22 protein-coding genes are annotated in these 25,952 nt (G+C 39.6%); 4 read left to right on the top strand and 18 right to left on the bottom strand.

What is annotated here, in order from left to right; translation table 11 throughout:
- Positions 1-707: 707 nt before the first annotated feature.
- The 11 genes from GJ691_RS08575 to glgP form a co-directional block, all read right to left on the bottom strand.
- Entirely contained in the window at positions 708-1,637 is a 930-nt protein-coding gene (locus GJ691_RS08575; RefSeq protein ID WP_154365857.1) for a DUF3078 domain-containing protein, read from the bottom strand.
- Between the two features lie 76 nt (positions 1,638-1,713).
- Positions 1,714-2,220: a DUF2480 family protein gene (locus GJ691_RS08580; RefSeq protein ID WP_154365859.1), complete on the bottom strand. Its 507-nt coding sequence runs from the start codon at positions 2,218-2,220 to the stop codon at positions 1,714-1,716.
- 97 nt (positions 2,221-2,317) lie between these two features.
- Positions 2,318-2,644, bottom strand: a complete 327-nt coding sequence (locus tag GJ691_RS08585; RefSeq protein WP_154365861.1) for a DUF59 domain-containing protein — start codon at positions 2,642-2,644, stop codon at positions 2,318-2,320.
- A gap of 11 nt (positions 2,645-2,655) precedes the next feature.
- Positions 2,656-3,078 carry a SufE family protein gene (locus tag GJ691_RS08590; RefSeq protein ID WP_154365863.1) on the bottom strand — a complete coding sequence of 141 codons (423 nt, stop codon included), beginning with the start codon at positions 3,076-3,078 and terminating at the stop codon, positions 2,656-2,658.
- A 70-nt stretch (positions 3,079-3,148) separates the two neighbouring features.
- Positions 3,149-4,375 carry an aminotransferase class V-fold PLP-dependent enzyme gene (locus GJ691_RS08595; protein WP_154365865.1) on the bottom strand — a complete coding sequence of 409 codons (1,227 nt, stop codon included), beginning with the start codon at positions 4,373-4,375 and terminating at the stop codon, positions 3,149-3,151.
- Position 4,376: 1 nt separating this feature from the next.
- Positions 4,377-5,693: a Fe-S cluster assembly protein SufD gene (gene sufD / locus GJ691_RS08600; RefSeq protein WP_154365868.1), complete on the bottom strand. Its 1,317-nt coding sequence runs from the start codon at positions 5,691-5,693 to the stop codon at positions 4,377-4,379.
- A gap of 71 nt (positions 5,694-5,764) precedes the next feature.
- Complete coding sequence (gene sufC / locus GJ691_RS08605; protein WP_154365871.1) at positions 5,765-6,517, bottom strand: Fe-S cluster assembly ATPase SufC; 753 nt, start codon at positions 6,515-6,517, stop codon at positions 5,765-5,767.
- 18 nt (positions 6,518-6,535) lie between these two features.
- A complete protein-coding gene (sufB, locus tag GJ691_RS08610; RefSeq protein ID WP_154365873.1) occupies positions 6,536-7,981 on the bottom strand; it encodes a Fe-S cluster assembly protein SufB in 1,446 nt (481 codons plus the stop codon).
- 76 nt (positions 7,982-8,057) lie between these two features.
- Positions 8,058-8,426 (bottom strand): four helix bundle protein, encoded by a 369-nt coding sequence (locus GJ691_RS08615; RefSeq protein ID WP_154365875.1) that lies wholly within the window; start codon positions 8,424-8,426, stop codon positions 8,058-8,060.
- Between the two features lie 57 nt (positions 8,427-8,483).
- Entirely contained in the window at positions 8,484-8,813 is a 330-nt protein-coding gene (locus GJ691_RS08620; protein ID WP_154365877.1) for a HesB/IscA family protein, read from the bottom strand.
- Between the two features lie 208 nt (positions 8,814-9,021).
- Positions 9,022-10,665, bottom strand: coding sequence for an alpha-glucan family phosphorylase (gene glgP, locus GJ691_RS08625; RefSeq protein ID WP_154365879.1), 1,644 nt, complete (start codon positions 10,663-10,665; stop codon positions 9,022-9,024).
- Between the two features lie 234 nt (positions 10,666-10,899).
- On the opposite strand from glgP, the gene thiL reads away from it, so the two are divergent.
- On the top strand, positions 10,900-11,949 hold the full coding sequence (gene thiL / locus GJ691_RS08630) for a thiamine-phosphate kinase (protein ID WP_154365881.1): 1,050 nt from the start codon (positions 10,900-10,902) through the stop codon (positions 11,947-11,949).
- On the opposite strand, the gene GJ691_RS08635 is transcribed toward thiL, so the two are convergent.
- Positions 11,950-12,168, bottom strand: a complete 219-nt coding sequence (locus GJ691_RS08635) for a hypothetical protein (RefSeq protein ID WP_154365883.1) — start codon at positions 12,166-12,168, stop codon at positions 11,950-11,952.
- Between the two features lie 265 nt (positions 12,169-12,433).
- On the opposite strand from GJ691_RS08635, the gene brnQ reads away from it, so the two are divergent.
- On the top strand, positions 12,434-13,705 hold the full coding sequence (brnQ, locus tag GJ691_RS08640; RefSeq protein WP_154365885.1) for a branched-chain amino acid transport system II carrier protein: 1,272 nt from the start codon (positions 12,434-12,436) through the stop codon (positions 13,703-13,705).
- A gap of 99 nt (positions 13,706-13,804) precedes the next feature.
- A complete protein-coding gene (locus GJ691_RS08645) occupies positions 13,805-15,256 on the top strand; it encodes a sodium:solute symporter family protein (protein ID WP_154365887.1) in 1,452 nt (483 codons plus the stop codon).
- Positions 15,257-15,269: 13 nt separating this feature from the next.
- On the opposite strand, the gene GJ691_RS08650 is transcribed toward GJ691_RS08645, so the two are convergent.
- The 3 genes from GJ691_RS08650 to GJ691_RS08660 all read right to left on the bottom strand — a co-directional run bounded on the left by GJ691_RS08650 (position 15,270) and on the right by GJ691_RS08660 (position 19,606).
- On the bottom strand, positions 15,270-16,928 hold the full coding sequence (locus GJ691_RS08650; RefSeq protein WP_154365889.1) for a SulP family inorganic anion transporter: 1,659 nt from the start codon (positions 16,926-16,928) through the stop codon (positions 15,270-15,272).
- A gap of 132 nt (positions 16,929-17,060) precedes the next feature.
- On the bottom strand, positions 17,061-18,140 hold the full coding sequence (locus tag GJ691_RS08655) for a glycoside hydrolase family 53 protein (protein ID WP_154365891.1): 1,080 nt from the start codon (positions 18,138-18,140) through the stop codon (positions 17,061-17,063).
- Between the two features lie 173 nt (positions 18,141-18,313).
- On the bottom strand, positions 18,314-19,606 hold the full coding sequence (locus tag GJ691_RS08660; protein ID WP_154365893.1) for an aminopeptidase P family protein: 1,293 nt from the start codon (positions 19,604-19,606) through the stop codon (positions 18,314-18,316).
- 164 nt (positions 19,607-19,770) lie between these two features.
- Between GJ691_RS08660 and GJ691_RS08665 the strand changes: the two genes are divergently transcribed.
- Complete coding sequence (locus GJ691_RS08665) at positions 19,771-22,929, top strand: WD40/YVTN/BNR-like repeat-containing protein (RefSeq protein WP_154365895.1); 3,159 nt, start codon at positions 19,771-19,773, stop codon at positions 22,927-22,929.
- An 11-nt stretch (positions 22,930-22,940) separates the two neighbouring features.
- Here GJ691_RS08665 and GJ691_RS08670 read toward each other — a convergent pair whose 3' ends face one another.
- From GJ691_RS08670 to GJ691_RS08680, 3 genes are all read right to left on the bottom strand, one after another.
- A complete protein-coding gene (locus GJ691_RS08670) occupies positions 22,941-23,510 on the bottom strand; it encodes a peptidylprolyl isomerase (RefSeq protein ID WP_154365896.1) in 570 nt (189 codons plus the stop codon).
- 306 nt (positions 23,511-23,816) lie between these two features.
- Positions 23,817-24,788 carry a succinylglutamate desuccinylase/aspartoacylase family protein gene (locus GJ691_RS08675; RefSeq protein WP_154365898.1) on the bottom strand — a complete coding sequence of 324 codons (972 nt, stop codon included), beginning with the start codon at positions 24,786-24,788 and terminating at the stop codon, positions 23,817-23,819.
- On the bottom strand, positions 24,766-25,656 hold the full coding sequence (locus GJ691_RS08680) for a RimK family alpha-L-glutamate ligase (protein ID WP_154365901.1): 891 nt from the start codon (positions 25,654-25,656) through the stop codon (positions 24,766-24,768). Before GJ691_RS08680 ends, GJ691_RS08675 begins: the two co-directional genes overlap by 23 nt.
- Positions 25,657-25,952 lie beyond the last annotated feature (296 nt).

The raw sequence follows: 25,952 nt of genomic DNA on the forward strand, positions 1-25,952 counted from the left end.
AACCAAATAATGCTATCCGAATTCTTTTCGGACCAAATTTTACAAAACCTACTGAACTAAAAAACGCTCTTTTTTCAAAGGGCGTTTTTTATTTTCCTATATCGTTCAGAACCCTTCAGCCGATATAAAGTATGCCGTTCATCGGGAAAATCGTACCGTTAATTTTTACACCACAATTAAGGATGGGTTCACAACATATTTTGTGACCTTTCCTCTGTTCCACCTTATCTTTACATTGTAATTAAGTGATCGTATAGACCCCAAATCTTATCATGAACTTAACCTATAATAGTGCAAGCCCCAAACGAGCACTAAACCTATAAAAAGCTACCTGAATTTTATCAGGACTGTAATTTAAACCTACTTAAAAAAAGGCCCTTTCCCAAAAGGGCCTTTTTTAATGACCTATACCGAACTTTAATAAAAGAAGAGGTTCGTAACATCCCTATATTTTTTTACCATTTACACCACAAAAAGTCTGTTATACACAACAAATATTTACAATTTATGCTGCCTAAGATTACCTTAGTCCTGTATTTATGATTTAGTATTGAATCCCAAAAGAATCATAAATTAACCTACGGATAAGTATTTGGAATTACTCAGTTCAAAATTGAAAACTTGGACACAATACATAACTGACTAATTCAATAAATAAAAAAGCCCTGGCATGACTGACAGGGCTTTTTTTTATAATTAAAATTGGTTTAGAAGGCATAGTTAAGGCCAAATAACCAATAGGTCTGTAAATCATTGTCAATATTATCGAAAGTGGCGGTGGCATCAGGTGTTGGTCCGTTCAACGCGTAATTAAGCGCTTCTTGCTTATTATCCCTTAAACCAAATTCAAAGCCAAGCCCAATACCTTTCCAGATCGTATATCCAAAAGAGTTGATCCATGTCCAATTCGACAGGTCTGAAGATTTATAACTTTGGAACATCGAAAGGTTGGTCTTAAAATTAACCTTACCGATTTTACGGGTATAATCGGCTACGATCTTTGCACCCATTGAGGATTCAAAAATATCATCCTCACTACTGAAAACAAAGTTATAGTTCAAAGGGTGGATGACTACAACCAAATCTGTAATTGGTGTCCATGTGGCACCAATACCTAAATCCAAATAACCTGGATCGTTGAAGTTGCTCAATATCGTAGTCCTATATTCCCCTAAGGCAGATATAGCGAACTTCTCACTTATTTTACGCCCATAAAGCGATGAAATGGAGAAAACATCCGTAGCCTGTTGAAAGCTATCGTCATCTGTTGGATCATCCTTGTCATCGAACTTTACCCAACCAAGGTTGATGTTTCCCGAGTTTCTCCAGAAAAACTTTTCTTGATTAAGGTTGGCAAATCCATTTACAGTAACCCCAATATTACCTGCACTGGAATTAGCTGCATCTTTTGAATACCAATTATCGAAACCGGATAAGTTGGCCCCAATGGTACCGAACGCCCCTTTCTTCCATCCTGGAAGGGCATCAATTTGTGCTTGTAGGGCATCTACCCTACCTTGAATGGCCGCAATCGAATCTTTCTTAGGACCTTGTAAGGCCTTCAATTCATCCGCGGTCTGTGCGTATGTAGCTGATAGTGCCAAAAACGCAGTAACTGTTAAAACTAAATTTCTCATAATGTTAGTGTTTAAATTTTGTTATGAAGTGCAAAAGTAAGTATTGTTAACTATAAACAATTACAGTTATCAACAATTATACTTTTTTGTATAATGGCACGGAGGAGCATGCTTCGCCGTACATTACGCTCTTTGCGACGGGCAACAATTTGATAGTTATCCACAAATATGCATTTTGCGGAACGGGTTTGTTACCGCATCCTTTGATTATAACAGGTTTATCCTTAAACTCTGAAACGTCAAGGTCTTCTATAATGGATTGATAGAGTGAAGTCTCCATAACCTCCATATTACCCTGAACCACTTTTTTGGCATAAGGCTGTAATTTAGTACTAATAAGCATGAAGGCCCATCCTGGGATGATGGCATCCGTTGTACAATCGACTGCTACATATTTATCTTGATATTGACTCCAATCATGCGCTGCTATGGTTGTCCTGAATTCCTTTTCCCTAAGAACAAAACCTTCAAAAAGCCAATCTTTGATATCCAAGAAAACACGCTCCCCGTTAGGATAAAAATCTTCCAAATCAATGGTTTTCAATTGACTTTGGGCTACACGGTTTATGATTTCGTTTTGCATAAAGTAAAAGATATCTGATTAAATGTAAATGGATAATCGCCGTTGACCTATTTACTATGAGGGTTCATAAAAGCTAGGGAATAACATCATTGAACAGCTAAAGCATGCCCAATTCCAGTTTTGCCTCCTCACTCATTAGATCTTGCGTCCAAGGTGGGTCAAAAGTGATTTCTACGATGGCATCTTTAACGGCGTTCAAAGATTTCACCTTCTCTTCTACCTCAACCGGTAGGGTTTCCGCAACAGGGCAATTAGGAGATGTTAGGGTCATTAAAATCTTCACATCCCTTACTTCATTGACAAAAACATCATAGATCAATCCCAGTTCATAGATATCTACAGGAATCTCAGGATCATATATCGTCTTTAGGACCTGTACTATCTTTTCGCCTAATTCTTGCGTATTTATAACTTCTTCACTCATTTTTCTTAGCTTTAGTTCAATTGTGTCTGGTATGCAATAGCATACATCTTCAATTGTTTCACCATACTTACCAAACCATTGGCCCGGGTCGGCGACAAATGTTCCTTTAACCCGATCTCATCTATAAAATCGGTATCCGCATCAATAATATCCTGGGGTTTCTGGTTGCTGAACGTACGAATTAAAATAGCAATGATCCCTTTAGTGATTATGGCATCACTGTCTGCCGTAAATACCAATTTATCCCCATCTAATTCAGCATGTACCCATACTTTACTTTGGCAACCTTTTATGATGTTATCATCGGTTTTGTACTTCTCATCTATTAACGGAAGTGATTTACCCAACTCTATCATATATTCATAACGTTGCATCCAATCCTCGAACATTGAGAACTCATCAACGATTTCCTCCTGAATCTCTTTTATTCCCATAAACTCATTTTATACAAAAATACAATAAGTATCATAGGTTTTCAATTTATTGGATTTGGGGTTGAAAAGCTCAAAGAAGCATTGCTTTGGCCTTTTCTACACCTTCCACCAAAATATCGATTTCCTCCTTGGTATTGTAAAAACTAAAACTGGCTCTTACCGTTCCGGGAATCTTATAGAAGTCCATGATCGGTTGGGCACAATGGTGACCTGTACGTACGGCTATTCCCAATTTATCGAGGATAGAACCCATATCATAAGGGTGGACCCCCTCTATATTAAAGGAAATAACGGATGTTTTATTTTCCGAGGTGCCATAAATACGTAACCCCTCTATGGCCAACAATCTTTCGGTTGCATATTCAAGAAGCTCATTTTCATAAGCTGCAATTTCATCAAAACCTATGGCATTCATATAATCCAAGGCAGCACCAAAAGCTATTCCACCACAAATATTCGGTGTTCCTGCCTCAAACTTATGCGGTAAATCAGCATATGTGGTTTTTTCAAAAGTAACTTCGGCGATCATTTCACCTCCACCTTGATAGGGTGGCAATATGTTCAGCCATTCTTCCTTGCCGTATAACATGCCTACTCCAGTAGGGCCACACATTTTATGTGCAGAAACCGTATAAAAGTCAACATTCAATTCTTGTACATCCGCTTTTATATGTGGGGCAGCTTGAGCCCCGTCTATCAATACCGCAGCCCCTACTTTATGCGCAGCATCGATTATCGTTTTAACCGGGTTTACCGTTCCCAAAGCGTTGGACACATGGTTACAGAACACCAATTTTGTCTTATCGGATAATAATTCCAGGTATTCTTCCAAAATCAATTCCCCTTCCTCATTCATAGGGATAACCTTTAAGGTTGCCCCGGTACGCTCGCACAACATTTGCCAGGGCACAATGTTGGAATGATGTTCCATGGCCGAAACTATAAGTTCATCACCAGCCTTTAAAATAGATGTGAAACCATTAGCCACAAGATTTATACTATGGGTTGTCCCAGAAGTGAAAATGATCTCGTGGGACTTTGCTGCATTAAAATGCTTTTGGATCTTTATACGAGCCTGCTCATATTTATCGGTTGCCTCTTGTGAAAGTGTATGAACACCACGATGTATATTGGCATTATAATTACTGTAATAATCTACTATGACATCTATAACTTGCCGTGGTGTCTGCGAAGTAGCGGCATTATCGAAATAGACCAATGGCTTACCATTGACCTCACGATTGAGTATTGGAAAATCTTTTCGGATAACTGTTGGATTGAAGGTAGTTTTCTCCATTTTAAAGATCAAAACCCAAACGAACCCCAAGCTTTTCCGCTATAAGACGGTTTATGCTTGTTTTCAATTCGGAAATTCGAACACTTTCCAAAACATTATTGGCAAAAGCATACATCAACAAAGCCCGGGCTTCTTTTTTAGGAATACCCCGTGATTGAAGATAAAACAATGCATCTTCATCCAATTGACCAATGGTACAGCCATGGGAACACTTAACATCATCAGCAAAAATCTCCAATTGCGGTTTAGTGTTTATAGTTGCCTTATCACTGATCAGGATATTATTGTTCTGTTGAAAGGCATTGGTCTTCTGCGCGATCTTTTCTACAATGATCTTACCATTGAACACCCCTGTTGAATTCTCCCCATAAATGCCTTTATAATCCTGGTGGCTTTCACAATTAGGTTCAATATGGTGAACCAAAGTATGATGGTCTACATGTTGTTTATCGCCTAAAATGGTGACCCCTTTCATCGTAGAGTCTATATATTCTCCATTTTGGTAGAAATTCAAGTTATTCCTTATAAGTTTTCCGCCGAATGAAAAGGTATGGACCTTAACCACACTTTTGCTTTTTTGATTGATGTAGGTATTGTCGATCAAAGAAGCGGTTTTCTCATCATTTTGAATTTTATAATAATCTACAATGGCACTTTCAGCGGCAAATATCTCGGTCACCACATTGGTCAGAACCTCATGTGAGGTTAAACTTTGATGCCTTTCTATAACCTGAAGCTCGGCATTTTCCTCCGCCACGATAAGGTTTCTAGGCTGCAACATCAAGGATGCCTCATTCCCAGTGGAAAAATGTACTATTTCTACCGGTTTTTTGGGCATTTTGTTCTTTGGGATATAAATAAAGGCCCCTTCCCTACTGAATGCAGTGTTCAAAGTGGTCAAAGAATCATCCTTGGAAGCCACTTTATTAAAATATACATCTATATACTGTTTGTACATGGGTTTGGTCAAAGCCGCGCTCATTAAACAAATATCTACCCCATCATGGGTGGTTTCAGAAAGAAATGAAGAATAAATACCATCGACAAAGACAATTTTGTACGTATCTATTTCCTGTAAAAAATATTTCTTTACCTGTTTGTTTTCCAGGGCATCTACCTCTTTTGGAAAAATACTGAAATCGATCTTCTGAAGAGCCTTCAATGAAGTATATTTCCAAGCTTCCTCTTTCTTGGTAGGAAACCCTTTTTCCTCAAAATTCTTAAAGGCCTCTGAACGAATATCATGTACCGGATGTTCGACATCGATTTTGTTCTCGAATGCCATGAAAGAAGAAATCAATTTATCTTTTAAATCCATATTAATTCTGTTGGTAGTCAACAGTTTTCAGTTGGCAATTTTTACTGCCCAACCGCTACTGTTCACTGTATTTATATCGCCGTTTCTTGCTTGATCCAATCGTAGCCCTTGTCCTCTAGTTCGTGGGCCAATTCCTTGGTACCGGATTTCACGATTTTCCCTTGATGCAATACATGTACAAAATCAGGAACTATATAATCAAGTAAACGCTGATAGTGGGTAATTACGATAACCGCATTATCCTTACTCTTTAATTTATTCACCCCATTGGCCACGATACGAAGTGCATCAATATCCAAACCAGAATCGGTTTCATCCAAAATAGCCAATTTAGGCTCTAACATTGCCATTTGAAAAATCTCGTTCCTTTTCTTTTCACCACCTGAAAAACCTTCATTCAGGGAACGCGATAAAAACTTACGGTCAATTTCCAATAACTCGGCTTTTTCCCGTATCAATTTCAACATATCCTTGGCCGGCATATCCTCAAGACCTCTGGCTTTTCGCCCTTCATTAATGGCTGTTTTCATGAAATTGGTAACAGATACCCCGGGAATTTCAACGGGATATTGAAAAGAAAGGAAGATACCCTTGTGGGCCCTTTCTTCAGGTGCGGCATCTTCTAGGTCCTCACCATCGAGAACCACACTGCCTTCCGTTACCTCATATTCCTCTTTACCTGCAATAACAGAGGCCAAGGTACTCTTACCAGATCCATTTGGACCCATAATGGCATGTACTTCACCAGCTTTTACCTCAAGATTTATTCCTTTGAGTATTTCGTTATTTTCTATACCTGCATGCAGGTTGCTAATTTTTAACATCTTATGTTTTTTAAAATATTATCCGACTGAGCCTTCAAGGCTTATTTCCAATAGTTTTTGTGCTTCTACGGCAAATTCCATAGGCAATTTGTTCAATACCTCTTTACTGAATCCGTTTACGATTAAAGCAATCGCCTTTTCTGTATCGATACCTCGTTGATTACAGTAAAAAATCTGATCTTCACCAATTTTACTGGTAGTAGCCTCGTGCTCAATTTGAGCCGATTTATTCTTGGCTTCGATATACGGAAATGTATGTGCCCCACATTCGTTCCCCATTAACAAAGAATCGCATTGTGAAAAGTTCCTGGCATTCTCGGCCCTACTGTTCACCTGTACCAGTCCGCGATAACTATTCTGCGATTTACCGGCAGAGATCCCTTTTGATATGATGGTACTTCTGGTGTTTTTACCAATATGGACCATTTTAGTCCCGGTATCGGCCTGTTGGTAATTGTTGGTTACGGCTATGGAATAAAACTCGCCGATAGAGTTATCCCCTTTTAAAATACAGGAAGGGTATTTCCAGGTAACGGCGGATCCAGTCTCAACCTGTGTCCATGATATTTTTGAATTCTTGTGGCAAATCCCCCTTTTGGTAACGAAGTTGAAAACCCCGCCTTTACCTTCTTTATCACCAGGGAACCAATTTTGTACCGTTGAGTATTTTATCTCGGCATCATCCAAAGCAATAAGCTCTACTACCGCTGCATGAAGCTGGTTCTCATCCCTTGAAGGGGCCGTACAACCTTCCAAATAACTAACATAACTACCCTCGTCCGCAATGACCAATGTTCTTTCGAACTGACCTGTACCTGCTTGGTTTATCCTAAAATAGGTTGACAATTCCATGGGGCAGCGAACGCCTTTTGGAATATAGCAGAAAGAGCCATCGGAAAAAACGGCAGAATTCAAAGCTGCATAAAAGTTATCTTTTTGCGGAACAACAGTGCCAATATACTTTCGTACCAATTCAGGATGTTCTTTAATCGCTTCTGAAATGGAACAGAAAATGATTCCTTTTTCGGCCAACGTCTTTTTAAAGGTCGTCGCCACCGAAACAGAGTCCATAACAATATCCACGGCAACACCTGCCAATTTCTTTTGTTCATCCAAGGATATTCCCAGTTTTTTGAAGGTATCCAACAATTCTGGGTCAACTTCATCCAAACTATCGTATTTGGGCTTACTGTTCGGTGCCGAATAATAGGATATTGCCTGAAAATCAGGCTTCTTATAGGTTATATTGGCCCAATCTGGCTCCTCCATTTGTTTCCAAGCTTTAAAAGCCTCCAAACGCCATTCGGTCATCCAAGCCGGTTCTTCTTTCTTTTTGGAAATTGCAATAACGATTTCCTCATTCAATCCGACAGGGAAGGTATCCGATTCAATATCCGTATAGAACCCGTACTCATACTCCTTGTTCTCAAGTTCCTTTTTTAATTCCTCTTCGGTATATGCCATACTACTTGGTTAATTAGTTAAAAAGAAAAAAGGTAAGGTTGGAAATTCAAATGAATACCCAAAACCAAAGCATAATTCAACTTCTCTTTTTAACATATTTAATATAATTCGAAAGCTGTTTTGAAATAATTACTACATCATTCTTTAACTCACTATACTTCTCAGCTTCAATCAACTTTACAGCTTCCAATACGTTTAATATATTTCTCACCTCTCCTGCAGAACCTTTTGAAAAATATAAGAAACGTAATAACTCATTGTCCGTTTCCCTTTCAAAACCTTCAGCAATATTATTAGAAATTGAGAGAGTTGCCCTTTTTAACTGATCTGCAAAGGCAAATTCCCTACTCAATTGTGCTTCATTCAATAATCTAAAAATCTTTATAGTAAAACTTAAGGTTAATTTATAGACTTCCAAATCTTCAAATGAAGTGAATTTGCCCATTTTTGCTTAACCCTTTTCTTTTTTACTTTTTAGCTTTTTTTCGCAACCCCAATTCCCTTATAGTGAAAAGCTCTCACCGCACCCACAGGTACGTTGGGCATTTGGATTGTTAAAAACAAATCCTTTGCCGTTCAATCCGCCGGAATACTCCAAAATTGTTCCTGCGAGATATAAAAAACTTTTTTTATCCACTATAATCCGTACTCCATTATCTTCAAAAACCTTATCGGTATCCCCAATTGAATTGTCAAATTTCAATTCATATGACAAACCACTGCATCCTCCGCTCGTGACACCAACACGTACATAGTCTTTGGTAGCGTCATAGCCTTCCTCTGTCATTAATCCAATGACTCTTTGTTTAGCTGTATCTGAAACCTGTATCATTATTTGTTTTGATTCTAAATAGTTTACAAATATAAGTTATATGTAGGGTTCTACAATAAAACCTAACATTATTATAACGTATAAGTATATAAGGGTAATCTATCACGACAAAAAGTGACAGGTTACCCTTTTACCAAATTGAATGATTAAAGAAGAAATTCATTTCGGCCAAAAATCCGATCTGGCCTAGATAAACATAACCAAGAACCTACTTATAGAGTTCTTCATAATATTGTTTGGCCATTCGATTACTACCGAATTGAGGCAGAACATCATCAATACTGTTGAATACAATTTCTTGCCATTTTTTAGGCTTGTCGTAATACGTGGGCAATACCTTGTTCTCCAAAATGTCATATAAGTTCTCACAGTCGATTTTATCTTGGTCCCAAGTTGGTAAATTTTGGTCTATTACCGGGAAAACAAATGAATTTTTGCCATCTTTTGCAAATTCGGGCATCCACCCGTCATTTGAAGATACGTTGACCGAACCGTTCATAGCAGCGGTCATACCACTGGTTCCAGAGGCCTCCCTAGTAATTCTTGGAGTATTAAGCCAAATATCGGAACCACATTTCAGTTCGCGTGATAATTCTATTTCATAGCCCACCAATACCGCTAAATTGGATTTTTGCTTGGAGTAATGTACCAAGTGATTGAAAATATCAATGGCATAAAAATCATATGGATAAGGTTTACCTGCCCAAATTATCTGAACGGGATATTTTTCATTGTTGATCAACTTTTCAAAACGCTCAAGATCCTGAAGCAAGAGATCGGCCCTTTTATAACCGGCAAAACGCCTGGCCCAAACAATGGTCAATGTATTGGGGTCAAAAAGTTTATTGGTTTGGTTCAGAACCACATCGAACAATTCTTTTTTCAGCTCAATCTTTCTCTTTCTATATAATTTAGCATCCTTGGCCAAGTGTGCCTCCTCGATAACCTCATCTTGCCAAAATTTCTGGTTCTGTGCATTTGTAATCGGGATTATCTTACTTATTCCCGGATAATCTTTCCACATATCCTGTGATACCTTTGCATGTAATTTTGATACGGCATTCGATACTTTGGCCATTCTCAAAGCAGAAACGGTATAGTTGAGCATTCCTCCATTTACCACTTCTTTTTGCAATTCTGGCTCTGAAAGATAACGCCCAAAAAAGCCACATCTGTTCAAATGCTGGGCATCTCGCTCCTCGTTACCTGCCTTTTCAGGGGTATGTGTCGTAAATACCATTTGGTTTTTTTTGACACCTTGATCCCGCAAGTAATAGAATGCGGGCAATGCATGGCCTTCGTTAAGATGATACATTTCGGCACCTCCAAGGGCTTCGACTATTTTTGCACCACCTATCCCCAATACGATACTTTGGGAAATTCGGGTTAAATAATTGGAATCATATAAATGGTTGGTGATGGTTTTGGATAGGTAATCGTTGCCTTCAACATCGGTTGTCAATAAATACATAGGAACGGTTCCGAAAATCTCAGGTTTCAAAACCATGGCCCTAACCTTTACGGATGGATTATCGTGCAACTTTACCTCTACTTCCAAACCGGAATCTTCCAAGAAGGTATAATTCTTTTCAATAAAATTGGTTTTCATGGTCTGATCCCCATTTCTTCCTTGGTCGTAATAACCATATTTCCAGAGCATACCAATACCGATCATGTTCTGTTTGAGTTCATAACCGGAACGCATGTGGGATCCAGCCAAAAAACCAAGTCCACCAGAATATATCTTCAGTGCTTGGTGAATACCGAATTCCATGCTGAAATAGGCAACTTTTTTATTGAATTCTTTGGCCGGTTCATATGGCATATGCCATTTATTATATTCTGAAGTCATAGTATTTTCGTTTTTTCTTTCAAAAGTAATAATTATGCAAAACCACAGGATTCATCACCTAAAAAATGTCTAAGAATTATCAAGTTGACACCTTTTTACGCGCAATCTTGCCAACTCTTTCGTTATAGCTTCCAAAAAAATTGAATTAATCAGTTCTTGAAAGGGTAATACATTGATTTTATTTCTTTTACCCCAAAATAAAGATTAAAAGAATATCCTTCTTATTTTTGCAAAATGCTGGAGAATAAGAATCAAGATAAAACAGATTTAGAATCGTTAGGGGAATTCGGACTGATAGACCACCTGACCAAACACTTCCCCTTAAACCAAAAATCAACGATTAAAGGCATCGGAGATGATGCTGCCGTACTCGATTTTAAAGATAAAAAGACCGTTGTTTCTACCGATCTTTTGGTAGAGGGAGTTCATTTTGACCTCAGTTATATGCCCTTGAAACATTTAGGCTACAAGGCCGTAATGGTGAACCTTTCGGATATCTATGCCATGAATGCAAAGGCTACCCAAATAACCGTATCCTTAGCGGTTTCTAACCGATTTCCACTGGAAGCCTTGGAAGAACTATACGCGGGAATAGCATTAGCAACAAAAATATACAACGTTGACTTGGTCGGCGGCGACACCACCTCATCCCAAACCGGATTAATCATAAGTATCACCGCAATCGGTGAGGCAATAGCGGAAGATATAGTTTACAGATCGGGAGCCAAAGAAAATGATCTTTTGGTCGTAACCGGTGATCTCGGAGGGGCTTACATGGGACTGCAAGTTTTAGAACGAGAAAAGGAAGTCTATAAAGTCAACCCGAACAGTCAACCCGATTTGGAACCTTATTCTTATATCGTAGAACGTCAATTGAAACCAGAGGCACGAAAGGATATTTTTGAATTATTCAAAAAATTGGAGGCACACCCTACCGCCATGATAGATATCAGTGACGGACTTTCATCTGAAATTCTTCACCTATGCAAAAACAGCAAAGTGGGTTGTAATTTGTATGAAGAAAAGATTCCGTTAGATCCTACCGTCATTTCAGCTTGTGAGGAATTTAAGATAGATAGTACTTTGGTAGCACTTAGTGGTGGGGAGGATTATGAGTTGTTGTTCACCTTGGACCAAAAAGAATTCCCGAAAATAAAGGGCAATCCTAATCTAACAGTCGTGGGGCACATGACTGCTGATAACGAAGGTGCGCACTTAGTTTCCAGGAATAATTCTAAAATTCCATTGACCGCTCAGGGCTGGAATTCATTTGCCAAAACATAATTAGGCTGCGTGATCCGCAGTACAATGTCTTCTTTGGTATATTGTTTTCAAGGTATCATTGATCTCTTGTCTTTCCGGGGTAAGGGCTGAAAGATCACCGGTTTCATTAGTGGTCACTTCTTTACCACAATGAATGCATTGATACTCCTTGATGTGGTGGGTAACTTTTTTTGAGACAGCATAGTGATGTCCGAAAATCTGGCAGATTACTTTTTTCATGATGTAGGTTTTTAGGCAAGCATTCATCCATTTTGAGGACCTGGATCAATGCTAAATACTTAATTTGGTCTTGTTTAAAAAAGTGGTTCATGAAACACTTTATTGAATAACGCACGAACTCTGTTTTTTATTGGGATAATCCAAAAAAAATGTGTGCAAATTCGATGAAATGCAGAATAATCGGTAAACTATGCTTTTTAATCGATGAAATTAAGTGATTTTATGCACCGTATTTACAGTATCTTTGCGCCCGAAATTATCACCAATGAATAAGATCAAGGAAACCCTTGTCACGGCTTTTGCCCTTTTCTCACTTTTCTTCGGAGCAGGAAATTTAATATTACCTCCATTACTTGGTTTCAAGGCCGGTGATTTTTGGTGGCTCGTTACCTTAGGGTTTTGCATTTCTGCCATATGCATCCCTATCATGGGTATTTTTGCCCATGCGCGCTTGCAAGGCACCCTTTACGACTTTGGTAAAAAAGTATCCCCTAAATTTGCTCTTGTATTTTCACTGATTATCTATGCCATTGCTGTAGGACTACCATCACCCCGTACGGCCTCAGTGACCCATGAAATAGCCATTCAACCTTATTTTGACACCCCATATATCTTAACGAGCATCATTTATTTTTCCCTCGTCTTTGTTTTTGTAATGAACCGTTCCAAAATACTGGATATTCTCGGAAAGTTCTTGACACCGGCCATTATTGTTATTCTATTATTGATTATTGGCATTACCCTTTTTTCATATCCGATGGACTTTGGTGAGACCGTTTTCCCAAATCCTTTTTCGGCAGGGATTTTGGAAGGGTACCAAACCTTTGACGCCATAGGTGCAGTGGTCGTGGGTGGCGTTATTATCGTCTCGATCAACCTGAAAAACAAGGGAGACTCCTTTGCAGAAAAAAGGGCTCTTGTACGAAGGGCTGGTTGGATTGCAGGATTCGCATTGCTATTGATCTATGCCGGACTCATTTTTACAGGAACGTTAATGCACAAAGAGTTTGATACCGATATTTCACGCACCGCTCTTTTAAACGGCATAAGTATTAAAACCCTGGGTAATACCGCCAACCTATTTTTAGGAATCTTGGTGAGTTTGGCCTGTTTCACCACCGCGGTCGGTATTGTAACCGGTACGGCAGATTTTATAAAATCACGGTATAACGATTCACAAAAAGCTTTTACCATAACGGCGATTATCGGTTGCGTCCTAGGGGTTGGTATGGGACAGTTCAATGTTGATTATATTATCGACGTTGCCCTACCCACTCTCATGTTCATTTATCCCATAACAATCATCTTGATCGTATTGAACGTATTGCCTGAAAAATATACTACCCCTGTAGTATTTAAAGCGGTGGTTGTCACTACGATTCTGTTCAGTGTACCAGATTTTATGGGGAGTATCGGATTAGGTGATACTATCTCCCCTATTACCGAAGTTATTCCATTAAGTGGTTTTAGCATGGGTTGGGTATTACCAGCCTTCATAGCTTTTTTAACGAGTAATATGACAGCTAAAAAAGTTTGATAATTCCGTATTGACTTAAAAACGTTGCCTAACAACATACCTTTCCCATGGTAAATTGAAGGGAATGATTATTTTTGGGATCTAAGCAACCCGACCTATATGCCAAGTACCACTATCACCATTCTTTTACTTTCATTATATCTTTTGGCCCTTATTGTCATCGGCATATGGAACAGAAAGAGTGAAAGCAGTGAGGATTTTTTCTTGGCTTCACGAAAATTACCGGCTTGGTTGTTGGCCGTGACCTTTGTGGCATCGTGGTGGGGAGGAGGATCCGCCATTGACTTAGTTGACCATGCACATAAAAACGGACTTAGTTCCTTCTGGATTTATGGGGTACCTGTACTTTTGGCAACAGCGCTCATGTTCCTATTTGCCAAAGGAATCCGTAATGTAGGTTCCATATCCCAACCCCAACTTATGGAGCAACGTTATAATAATAAGGTTTCACTATTGCTTACCATCTTCATTATTATCTTTATGGTCATCGGCTCCACGGTTCAGATTATAGTGGTCGGAAAGTTTTTTCATGCCTTTTTTGATATTTCCTATGAGCAAGGGGCCATTTTGGGAACTTTGATCGTATTGACCTATTCTTTGTTCGGTGGTTTCAAAGGGGTGGTACTAACCGATCTACTGCAATTTGTATTCTTTCTACTGACAGGGGTACTTTTATTTTATATGACCTACGATCAATCAGGTGGAATCGAAGCGGTAAAGGTCACGGCAATTACAAACCAAAAAGAAGGTTATATATCATTCTTTACCAATGTATCCGACAACTTGGCCTATGTAATTACATTTGGCACCTCATGGATGATCCAAGCCAATATCTGGCAACGCATTTCAGCGGCAAAAAAGGCCGTGGACGCTAAAAAAATGATGATTATTAGTTTCATCGCTTTTATACCTCTCTATCTTATGGTTACCTATACGGGAATGTTCGCATCGGTACTATATGAAACCGTTCCGAAAAGTGGAATAGTTCCCGATTTGATCAGCAATATTCCCAATCCCATAATCAGTGCCGTTCTATTTGTGGGATTGAGTGCCGCTATCATGTCTACGATGGATTCCCTTATCAATACAGGGGCACTTTCTTTAACGGTTGATGTGTACCAACGACATATAAACCCGAATGCGAGTCCGTCCCATAATGTTATGATAGGTAGAATATCGACCTTTCTCCTGGGTGCCTTGGCGCTACTTATTGCCTTGAAGATACAGTCGGTTTTAAGAATCTCATGGATTGGTTCCGATTTTCTTACCAGCGGTGCGTTTATACCGTTGGTGTTGGGGTTTTTATGGGTAAGGGGCACCTCAAAAGCCGCCATTATCTCCATGCTGTTCGGATTGTTCTTTTCAACCTACAATCTTTTGGTAGCCTTAGGGTTGGATTTGCCCGTAGCATGGGAAACAGCATCGACCGAACAAGCGTTGATCGGTATCTCTATTTCGTTCTTCTTATATGTTATCTTTAGTTTTCTAACGGAAGGTGATATGGAAAAAAGCAAAAAATTCATTGCCAAAGCCAATATCTTGAACCGATAGAAATCAACTTTGGTTATTCTCTTTTTTTTGATGGATGACTTAACAACTCAAATGCTTTTTGGGTAGCTTTATTAAAACTGTCGAAAATATGATCTTCCTGGATCAAGTCGTTCAATTGGTATTTTTCGAATTTTGTTTTGACCTGAGGATTCAATCCTGAAAGAAGTATAGTAATGTTCTTATTTTTCAAAATCTTGATGGTATCCTTCAGGTTGTGCAACCCCGTTTGATCAATGAAAGAAACATGTCGCATTCTAATAATTAGGACCTCACATTTTAACCCGATTTCCTCAATAGCCTCTGAATATCTTCTTGCAGATGCAAAGAACAAGGGTCCACTGATCTCATAAATATTTAGACCGGCAGGTAGTTCAGAATAATTCTCGATTACATCCGTATCTATAAAATCATCGATACGTTTTTCGCTAAAATCCGCCATCCTTTTCATAAACAGAATGGCCGACAATACCACCCCTACCTCAATGGCCAAGGTTAAATCGAAAAATACCGTAATGAAAAAAGTGGTCAATAATATAAGGATATCGAAATAAGACCCTTTGAGGATAGATACAAAAGACCTCCATTCACTCATGTTATAAGCGACCACGATTAATATACCCGCCAAACAAGACATAGGTATCAACTTCGCCCATTGGCCCAAGAACAACATGATCAGCAATAAGGTCATTGCGTGTACCATTCCTGAAATGGGTGTTCTACCCCCGTTTTTCACGTTAGTGGCGGTACGGGCTATAGCTCCTGTGGCAGGAATTCCTCCAAAAAATGGTGTTATGATATTTGCAATCCCTTGGGCGATCAGTTCGGTGTTTGAACGGTGTTTTCCCCCAATCATACCATCGGAAACAACTGCTGAAAGTAAGGATTCAATACCTCCCAACAAAGCTATGGTCATTGCAGGAGCTACATAATTTTGTAATTGGTTCCATTGAATTTCGGGAATGGTTATCTGAAAATTATTCGGAATCGTGCCAAAAAAACTCTCGATGGTAGGCACATCAATTTTCAACAGGTATACCAAAGGTGTTATTAGTATAATAGCAATGAAGGAACCTGGAATTTTCGTTGTTATTTTTTTTGAGAAAACCGTAATCAAAATTGTTATGGCAGTTAATGTAAATGCCTCCCAATTAATATGATCCAAGTTCGAAAAATAGACCAACCATTTTTCATGGAATTCGGAAGGTACCTTATCTATTGGTAAACCCAAGGCATCCTTGATCTGTGTGGAAAATATTACGATTGCAATACCACTTGTGAACCCTACGACCAATGATAAAGGAAAATATTTGAGTAAGGTACCCAACTTCAACAATCCAAAGATAATCAATAACATGCCGGCTAATATGGTAGAAATAATCAATCCATCTATACCATATTTCTCCACGATACCATAGACGATAACAATGAAGGCACCTGTTGGCCCACCGATCTGCACACGACTACCTCCCAGTAATGAAATCAAAAAACCCGCAACTATGGCCGTTATAAGTCCTTTTTCCGGGGATACTCCCGAGGCTACGGCAAAGGCTATGGCCAAAGGTAAGGCCACAATGCCTACTACAATGCCCGATAAAACATCATTGGATAGTTGTTTCTTATCCAATCCTGATTTTAAAACTGTGAAGAATTTAGGTTTAAAAATAGTATTCATAATAATATTTCTCCTTTAAAATTTATTCGAACAAAATCCAAATTATTACCCATGTACTTCTATTGGATTATCGATGTTCCTTTGATATTAGTGGTGTTTTACGAATTAACCCGTTTACGGATCAAATGAATTTCATTCTGTGTTAAATTCGTGTATTGCAGGTAAAGCTTTATTGTTAAAATCGAACAATGCTTGGTTTTCCCAAGGCGATGCTTCCGTTGATTCGCTCCCCTTCCATGAAATAAGCTCAGCTCCCCAATAACAAAAGCCTAATCCGTTTTCTACTTGATTCATTATTGTTCTAATTTGCGCTATAAAGTTCTGTTGCCCTTCGCGAGTCGCAGGGTAATCCGGCAGTATCAATTGATTATTCGATCCAACGATATTATCCGTCCAATCATCCCAATCCAATGTAAAGGGATAGGCCGTTTCTGCTATGAGCACATCCTTGGAGTACGTATTACCCAAACTTTGTATGGTGGTTTGGAGGTCATTTAACGATTTTCCGTGCCATAAGGGATAATATGACAACCCTATGATGTCATAATCCAAGGTATGTACTTGATTGAAAAACCAATCGGAACCCTCCATACCCGCAAAATGCAAAATAATCTTTGTCTCTTCTGAAACAGCTCTCACTGCGGTAATTCCCTCATTCACCAACATCTTAAAATTATCCGGATTCTTTGAAATATCCCCATAAGGATGAAGTAAGCCAGAATTGATTTCATTCCCGATTTGAATGTAATCGGGTTGAAGTTCGGTCATAACCCTTTTGGTATAGTTAAAGACACTGTCTTTTATGCGGGAAAAATCCAAACCTTGCCATTGCATTGGTATTTCCTGGTGGGCAGGATCGGCCCATGTATCGGAATAATGAAGCGTCAACCAAGTTTTAAATCCCTGGGTCTTAAGTGTTCTGGAAAATGTTTTCACTTCGTTGAATCCCGAATGTTCTCCTTCCGGATTTACCCATAAACGCAAGCGAATGGTATTGACTCGGTTTGACTTTAGTATGTCCAGAAAATTGCTCTCTTTGCCTTCAAGGTCATAGAAAATGGGATTTGATTCCGATATTTCAGGATAGCTCGAAATGTCAATCGCTGCAATGATCTTTGAATCTGTATACGATGTGTCGGCTACATGTACCTCGTCCTTGGCGCAAGAAATAACAACCAAAAAAGGTAAAACAAATTGAATAATTCTATTCATTGCCTATGTAACATTAAGCAGTCAGGTCCCAAAACTTGGAAACAAATAATCAGTGTTAGTATATAATACTATCGAAGAGATGTACAACAACTTAAATACAACCCAATATTCCCCCGAATTTTAGATTATGGAATTTAATAAAAGGGAATGTAAAATCACATTGATAGCGAAGACTAGGCCTTCATCAATTCCTCTATCTCTTCTACTTCAATGGGTATATTGGCCATAAGGTTGAAAGGCTCCCCTTTTTCTTGGATTACCACATCATCCTCAATTCGAATACCCATATTCTCTTCCGGAATGTAAATGCCCGGTTCAACGGTAAAGACCATATTTGCCTTCATAGGGGATTTTAAAGGCCCGTAATCATGCGTATCCAATCCGATATGATGACTGGTACCGTGCATAAAATACTTTTTATAGGCAGGCCAGTTTTTGTCCTCATTTTGTACATCGGCCTTGTCTAACAAGCCTAAGCTCAACAGTTCCGAAGTCATGATATTCCCTACTTCCTTATGATACTCTGCCCAGTCGGTACCGGGTACCAACATTTTCGTAGCTTCGTTTTTCACTCTTAATACCGATTGGTATACTGCTTTTTGACGTTCGGTAAACCTTCCATTCACAGGAATGGTCCTTGTGAGGTCACTGGAATAATTGGCATATTCAGCAGCAACATCCATCAACAACATATCCCCATCCTTACACTGCTGATTGTTCACGATATAATGCAGCACATTGGCATTGGCACCGGATGCTATAATCGGGGTATAGGCAAAACCTTTAGAGCGGTTTCGGATAAACTCATGTAAAAGTTCGGCTTCGATCTCATATTCCCATACACCCGGTTTTACAAAGTCCAATAATCTTCTAAAACCTTTTTCTGTAATATTACAGGCCGTTTGCATCAAGTCGATTTCTTCAGGCTCCTTAACGCCTCTTATTTCCTGTAAAATAGGATTGCTTTTGGCGACCTTATGCCCTGGGAATTTTAGTTTACAATCCCGGATAAAACGATCTTCACGGGTTTGGGTCTCCACGGACTGTCTGTAATGTTCATTGGTATTGAAATATATCGTATCGGCTTCGGTCATTAAATTAAAAAAGACCTTGTCAAACTCGCTCAACCAATAAATAGTTTCGATTCCGGATATTTCCGTTGCCTTTTCCTTTGTCAATTTTTCACCTTCCCAAACGGCAATATGATCATTGGTCTCACGTACAAAAAGGACCTCACGAAGTTTCTTGTCATGGGCATCCGGAAAAAGCAATAAAATACTTTCTTCCTGATCGGCTCCACTTAAATAAAAAATATCGCGATGTTGCTCAAATGGCAAAGTACTGTCCGCACTTACGGGATAGATATCGTTGGAATTAAACACTGCAATACTCGAAGGCTCCATTTTAGACATGAATTTCCTGCGATTCTTAATAAAAAGTTCACTGCTGATCTGTTCGTATTTCATGTGGAATGTATTTGGACCACAAAATTAATAATTCCGATATGTAAAGGGTCAATTTCTAAATTTAATTATCTTAGTAAGGATAAATTAAATTACGGCATCCCTATATTTTCAAACTCGTTGGAGATTTTTTCTGTTTAAGGGATTCTTCCAATCGTCCATTTCATATGAGTTCAAGATTTTTTGTAGTTTTTCTATTATTTATTTCATTCTACGGCAATGCACAGACTGATGCAGAGGTATTCAAAAACTTGAAATTCCGATTTATAGGTCCTGAAGGTAACCGGACCATTGCCATTGCCGGCGTTCCAGGAAATCCTATGATCAATTATATCGGCGCGGCCTCAGGAGGTTTATGGAAAACAACGGATGGCGGGGTAACTTGGAAATCGATTTTCGATGATCAGGATGTTTCTTCCATCGGTTCTTTAGCTATAGCCCCTACAAATCCCGATGTTATTTGGGTGGGTACAGGAGAAACCTTTGTGATAAGGCCTGCCCATGCCATGGGGGACGGTATTTACAAGTCAGAAGATGCTGGTAAGACCTGGAAGAACATGGGCCTTGAAAAAACAGGCCGAATAGGCCGCATCGTTGTTCACCCTACCAATCCCGATATCGTTTATGCCGCTGCCTTGGGTCATACCTATGGACCCCAGCAGGAGCGCGGTGTGTACAAGACCATTGATGGTGGTAAAAGTTGGAAACAAATCCTATTCATAGACGAAAATACGGGCGCTGCGGATATTGCCTTGGATCCTAAAAATCCAGATAGGTTATTGGTCGGCATGTGGTCCATACATATAAATACATGGGGTTTGAACAGTGGTGGTCCCGGTGGCGGTATATACCGATCCCTTGATGGGGGTGATACATGGCAAGCGCTCACAGAAAAAGGATTACCGGGAGGAAAAAACAATCCCGTTGGAAAAACGGGTGTCGCCATTTCCCATTCAAACCCCAATACAGTCTATGCCCTTTTTGAGATTGATAGTCCGGCCCTCTATAAATCGAATGACTTTGGTGAAACATGGACACTCCAAACCCGCAACCACGATATCAATGAGCGTGCACCCTATTATACCCGCATGGCCGTATCGACCAATGACCCCAATGAGATCTATTTTGCGAATGTAAAGTTCAGCACTTCAAAAGATGGTGGCAAAACCCTAAAAGGTGGTTACAAGGCAGGTGGCGATAATCATGATATATGGATAGACCCAACCAATGCCGACCGTATCATGGTCGCACATGATGGAGGAGCGAGTATTAGTCTTAATCATGGGGAAACTTTTCAAAGGGTGGTACTGCCCATCGCCCAAATGTACCATGTGGCCGTAGACGACCAAATACCTTATAACGTCTATGGAAACCGTCAAGATGGCTACTCTTATAAAGGTCCCAGCAATAGCCTGCAAGGATATATACCCATTGGTTTATGGAAAGGAGTGGGCGGATGTGAAAGTGGATTTGCGCAACCAGACCCCTTTGACAACGATATAGTCTGGTCTGGTTGTTATGATGGTGGATTGGAAAGGTACAATGCAAAAACAGGACATTCACAAGATGTTCGCGTATGGCCTGAAGCGGGTTACGGCTGGGCCCCTGCCGAATTGAAATACCGATGGCATTGGAATTTCCCACTTGCCTTTTCTCCCCATGTAAAACACAGGGTTTATCTAGGCAGTCAATATGTGCATAAAAGTGATGATAACGGTCAAAGTTGGCAGGTAATCAGTCCAGACCTTACCCTAAACGATAAATCGCACCAACAAAGTTCAGGGGGTATTGCCAAAGACAACCTTATGACCTTTGACGGTTCTACCTTATTTGCGATACAGGAATCAAAAATAGAAGCCGGGGTAATATGGACAGGTAGTAATGATGGTCAAGTACAATTCACTCGAAACGGAGGTGAAAGTTGGACGAACGTGACCCGAAACATCCCCAACCTACCAAAATGGGGTACTATATCCAATATAGAAACCTCTCGGTATAAAAAAGGCACTGCGTACATCAGTGTGGACCTTCATCAAATGGGTGATTTTAATCCTTATATCTACAAAACAGAGGATTATGGCAAAAGTTGGAAATTGATAAGTGGCAAAATTCCAAAGTCGGTTCACAGCTTCGTTCATGTCATCAAAGAAGATCCCAAAAGGGAAGGTATGCTTTACGCCGGGGTTGATAATGGTTTGTACATCAGTCACGACGACGGCGCCCATTGGATGCGCCTGCGAAATAACCTACCCCCTGCACCGGTATATTGGCTAGAAATTCAGGAGCGTTTTGATGATTTGGTGGTCGGTACCTACGGCAGGGGCTATTACATTCTTGATAATGTTTCTCCCCTACGTGAATTCGATTGGTACGCCAAAAACGAAGAAGCCCATTTGTTTAGCTTACGACAAGCCTATCGCTTTCAACAAAAAGAAAGTATAAAGACCGATGGTCCCAGTAACAACTCTGGCCGAAACCCAAAGTACGGGGCAGATATCAACTATTACTTAAAAGATAGTACAGATCAAAAAGTAGAAATACAAATATTGGATGCCAACAATGATATAATACGTACGTTAAAAGGTGAAAATGACAAAGGCATTCATAGAACCGTATGGAATTTACGATACGAACCCACCTACAAGCCCAAATTAAAGTCGACCCCACCAGGAAGACCTTGGGTACAGCTCAACGGGGAAGGTTGGCGCCCATTGGTTACATGGGATTTGGATCTATGGCGTGGACAATTCGGGCCACGGGTAATACCCGATACCTATAAAGTAAAACTCATTATTGGCAAAGACGAATATGTTCGTGAGTTGACCGTTCTTAAAGACCCCGCATCTGAAGGCACATTGGAAAGTATTAAGGAACAAGTAGCTTTTTCGCTGGAACTAAGGGATGCCATAAACATTGCGGTCACCCTGATCAACGATTTGGAAACCCTACGGGCCGAATTGAATGAAGTTATCCCCAGCTTAAAACGTGAAAACGATATTCAACGTGCGACAGAGCTCCGAAAAATGGCCGAATCCATATCAAGTTCTTTATATGACATTCATTTGACTGGAGCACGGGAAGATGCCTTTCGATCACCCATGAAACTTTATGGTAGATTAAGTGCCTTGGCCAGCGATATTGGGGCGAATGGAGCAGATTTTAAACCAACCGACCAACAACGTGAGGTTTATGCCATTTTCAACAAGCGTTTGGAAAACGTAAATGAAAAGTTTAAAAAGTTCATGAAGGTCGATGTAAAACAATTGAACTCCCAACTGAAAAAGAGCAAATATCAAATTCTACTCGATAGAAAAATTAAATCTTAGACCGTAATATATTATTTATTGACGGCTAAGGCCTTCAATTCTTCAGCATTCATTTTTATGATATTAACGTCCAAAGATATTGGTGTTAAAGGCTGGTCTATGGAATCCCTTGGGCTGTTCACAATGGCATCAACGACGTCCATTCCCTTGATTACTTTTCCGAATACGGTATAATCCCCGTCCAATCGGTGTACCCCTTTTTTGTTTTGAACAATATAAAATTGACATCGGGCCGATAGTTTACCAGGGTTATCATCCCTTCCGGCACCTACCGCGCCATATTCATGTGACAATTTATCGTTGAATTCCGGTGCTAAAAGATATTCGGGATCATTAAAACCTTCAGGAGTATCAGGACAACCACCTTGGGCCACAAAATCGGGGATTACCCTATTGAATGTAAGAGAATCCCAGTACCCGTTTTTAGCCAATTGTAAAAAACTTTGTTTGTGATTTGGTGTTTCATCATACAACCAAATCAAAATTTCCCCTTTTGGGGTTTTAATTTGCCCTACTTCAAGCTTTGTCTGGTTACCACAAGTGGATAATAAGAACAAAACCGGTAAAAATAATTTATACATTTCCTGAATCTTTCGGTCAAGTTATAAAAAAGAGAGTAAATAAAATGGAATAATCACTTTAAGGGTATCACGAAACAGAAAGACTTCAAATACCCTAAACCGACCGATCAGTCGGTTTTGTCCTGTTTATCCCAACATACAAACAGAAGAAATAGGGATTAGAAGCCCAAAAAAACAGATTAACGACGGGTATTTAATTTTTGAATAAGGGAATGAACAATGCTACAGACCAAACGGTTTGTGCTCTTGGATTCCTTCCTTCGCATAAATGCATCTTAAAGAACATCCCTTCACCAAACCTTTTATTCAGATTGGCTTTCCTATATGAAAAAGGGCATCACCTTGATTTACTACAGCTTGGTGGTTTATACTGAAAACAAAACCATCAAAAGGGGCCTTTATTTTTTTACTGTGCTTGGTATATGTATCGGTTACAATACCCATTTCCTGCCCTTTTCGAACCTCGACCCCGTTTAAGATTTCCGGAATGAACATTCCTGCCGTTGGTGCGCGAAGCCATTTACGCTCACCCAGCAAAACCGAGTCATTTCGTTCACCGAGATTCGGAGCTGCCCTTTCACTCATCCCAAAATGACTAAGTACATTACGTATACCTTGCATCCCTTCTTGAATTGAAAAATCATCAAAACGCATACTTTCACCAGCTTCAAAAACAATTGTAGGTTTACCCAAACGAAAGGCAGCATTCCTGAACGATCCTTTGATCAAACGGGATGAAAAAGAAAATGGCGCATTAAAAATCGTTGCTAATTCCTTGCTTTTTAAATCATCTTGTGTAAAACGTGTTTGCGGATAATTATGGCGTTGGGCGCCACCTGTATGCAAGTCGATGGCGAAATCTATTTGGTGAAGAATCTGAGAAGCATAATGATAGGCCATACGGCTTGCCATAGAACCGGACTTTGCACCGGGGAAACTACGATTAACATCTTTCCCGTCGGGCACATCACGTGAAAAATGAATGAATCCGAAAACGTTTAAAATAGGAACGGCAATAACGGCACCTTTATCAATTGCAAAACAATTTTCATGCAACATTCTACGTACGATCTCTATACCATTGACCTCATCGCCATGTAACCCTGCCTGTACCAATAGGGTGGGCCCAGGTTTTTTTGCATTGAAAACATATACAGGTATATCGATAAGGGTGCCCGTGGGAAGTCTATCAATTTTAATATGGACAGATTTATTTTCCCCTGGAAGAACGGCTTCCCCTCCTATTTCAATGATTTTATTTTCTTTTTCTTGAAACATTCTTTTCTACAAACAATATTATTTCCTTGGCTATGTTGATTCCTGTTGCCGCTTCAATACCCTGCAGGCCCGGAGAGGCATTTACCTCAATAAGCAAGGGTCCTTTTTTAGAACGTATAATATCAACCCCTGCAACCCCCAAACCAAGATGCTTGGTTGCATTCAAAGCCATATGTTGCTCCTTGGGGGTAGGTCTTATGGCTTCTGTTGAACCACCCCGATGAACATTAGAGCGAAAATCTTCCACATCACTACTTCGTTTCATGCTGGCAACTATCTTTTGGCCTACCACGAAAATACGAATGTCCTCTCCGTTAGATTCCTCAATATACTTTTGGATAAGAATACTGGTGTCCATCTTATAAAAGGTATCGATAATCGATTTAGCCGATTTTTTAGTTTCGGCCAAAATCACCCCAAGCCCTTGCGTACCTTCCTGAAGTTTAATGATAACAGGTGGCCCTCCCAATAACTCTATCTGATGCTCAATGTCATCCGGATTTATTGAAAACAAGGTTTCAGGAATGGGAATGTGCTTGCGCGACAGAATCTGCAAGGTCCGAACTTTATTCCTTGCCCTGGAAATACTCAATGCATGGGCCGTACTGAACACCCCGTTCATCTCGAACTGTTTAACTATGGCCGCTCCGTGTTTGGTGACTTTTGCCCCTATTCTTGGAATAATGGCATCAAAAGCATCGGTAATATTCTCATTAAGGTAATAGACCTTGGGGTTTCCCGAGCCTAATTTCACCGAGCATTTTGTATGATCGATCAACTCTATATAATGTCCACGTTCCTCAGCCTCTTCCGCAATGCGTTTTGTAGAGTACACATTCATACTCACAGAAAGAAGTCCAATATCCATCGAATGTAGTTGGTTGGTTTAAGTGATTTGAATGTAATATCGGTTAAAAATCGGAATATGGCTAATTACGCCATCAAATTATTGGTTCATAAAGAAAGTTACAATTTGCGGAAATATAAAAATGAAACCTTGGCCAATCCTATATATTTTTTACTCAAATATGTTTTTCCAATCCTAATAATTGTAAAAAACCTTCATAACTAATATGAAATGCCCTTAAAAAAAGCTTTTCAAATGATTGGTTTTTCAGCGTATGACTTTTACGGATTTTATGACTGTTTTATCCTAAATAAAGA

It is taken from the genome of Maribacter luteus (genome assembly GCF_009674825.1).
In the GTDB taxonomy this organism is placed as follows: Bacteria; Bacteroidota; Bacteroidia; order Flavobacteriales; family Flavobacteriaceae; genus Maribacter_A; species Maribacter_A luteus.

Bases quoted from the DNA above. Each gene is read 5' to 3' on its own strand.
- GJ691_RS08575 (WP_154365857.1), bottom strand. From the start codon at position 1,637: ATGAGAAATTTAGTTTTAACAGTTACTGCGTTTTTGGCACTATCAGCT.
- GJ691_RS08580 (WP_154365859.1), bottom strand. From the start codon at position 2,220: ATGCAAAACGAAATCATAAACCGTGTAGCCCAAAGTCAATTGAAAACC.
- GJ691_RS08585 (WP_154365861.1), bottom strand. From the start codon at position 2,644: ATGAGTGAAGAAGTTATAAATACGCAAGAATTAGGCGAAAAGATAGTA.
- GJ691_RS08590 (WP_154365863.1), bottom strand. From the start codon at position 3,078: ATGGGAATAAAAGAGATTCAGGAGGAAATCGTTGATGAGTTCTCAATG.
- GJ691_RS08595 (WP_154365865.1), bottom strand. From the start codon at position 4,375: ATGGAGAAAACTACCTTCAATCCAACAGTTATCCGAAAAGATTTTCCA.
- sufD (WP_154365868.1), bottom strand. From the start codon at position 5,693: ATGGATTTAAAAGATAAATTGATTTCTTCTTTCATGGCATTCGAGAAC.
- sufC (WP_154365871.1), bottom strand. From the start codon at position 6,517: ATGTTAAAAATTAGCAACCTGCATGCAGGTATAGAAAATAACGAAATA.
- sufB (WP_154365873.1), bottom strand. From the start codon at position 7,981: ATGGCATATACCGAAGAGGAATTAAAAAAGGAACTTGAGAACAAGGAG.
- GJ691_RS08615 (WP_154365875.1), bottom strand. From the start codon at position 8,426: ATGGGCAAATTCACTTCATTTGAAGATTTGGAAGTCTATAAATTAACC.
- GJ691_RS08620 (WP_154365877.1), bottom strand. From the start codon at position 8,813: ATGATACAGGTTTCAGATACAGCTAAACAAAGAGTCATTGGATTAATG.
- glgP (WP_154365879.1), bottom strand. From the start codon at position 10,665: ATGACTTCAGAATATAATAAATGGCATATGCCATATGAACCGGCCAAA.
- thiL (WP_154365881.1), top strand. From the start codon at position 10,900: ATGCTGGAGAATAAGAATCAAGATAAAACAGATTTAGAATCGTTAGGG.
- GJ691_RS08635 (WP_154365883.1), bottom strand. From the start codon at position 12,168: ATGAAAAAAGTAATCTGCCAGATTTTCGGACATCACTATGCTGTCTCA.
- brnQ (WP_154365885.1), top strand. From the start codon at position 12,434: ATGAATAAGATCAAGGAAACCCTTGTCACGGCTTTTGCCCTTTTCTCA.
- GJ691_RS08645 (WP_154365887.1), top strand. From the start codon at position 13,805: ATGCCAAGTACCACTATCACCATTCTTTTACTTTCATTATATCTTTTG.
- GJ691_RS08650 (WP_154365889.1), bottom strand. From the start codon at position 16,928: ATGAATACTATTTTTAAACCTAAATTCTTCACAGTTTTAAAATCAGGA.
- GJ691_RS08655 (WP_154365891.1), bottom strand. From the start codon at position 18,140: ATGAATAGAATTATTCAATTTGTTTTACCTTTTTTGGTTGTTATTTCT.
- GJ691_RS08660 (WP_154365893.1), bottom strand. From the start codon at position 19,606: ATGAAATACGAACAGATCAGCAGTGAACTTTTTATTAAGAATCGCAGG.
- GJ691_RS08665 (WP_154365895.1), top strand. From the start codon at position 19,771: ATGAGTTCAAGATTTTTTGTAGTTTTTCTATTATTTATTTCATTCTAC.
- GJ691_RS08670 (WP_154365896.1), bottom strand. From the start codon at position 23,510: ATGTATAAATTATTTTTACCGGTTTTGTTCTTATTATCCACTTGTGGT.
- GJ691_RS08675 (WP_154365898.1), bottom strand. From the start codon at position 24,788: ATGTTTCAAGAAAAAGAAAATAAAATCATTGAAATAGGAGGGGAAGCC.
- GJ691_RS08680 (WP_154365901.1), bottom strand. From the start codon at position 25,656: ATGGATATTGGACTTCTTTCTGTGAGTATGAATGTGTACTCTACAAAA.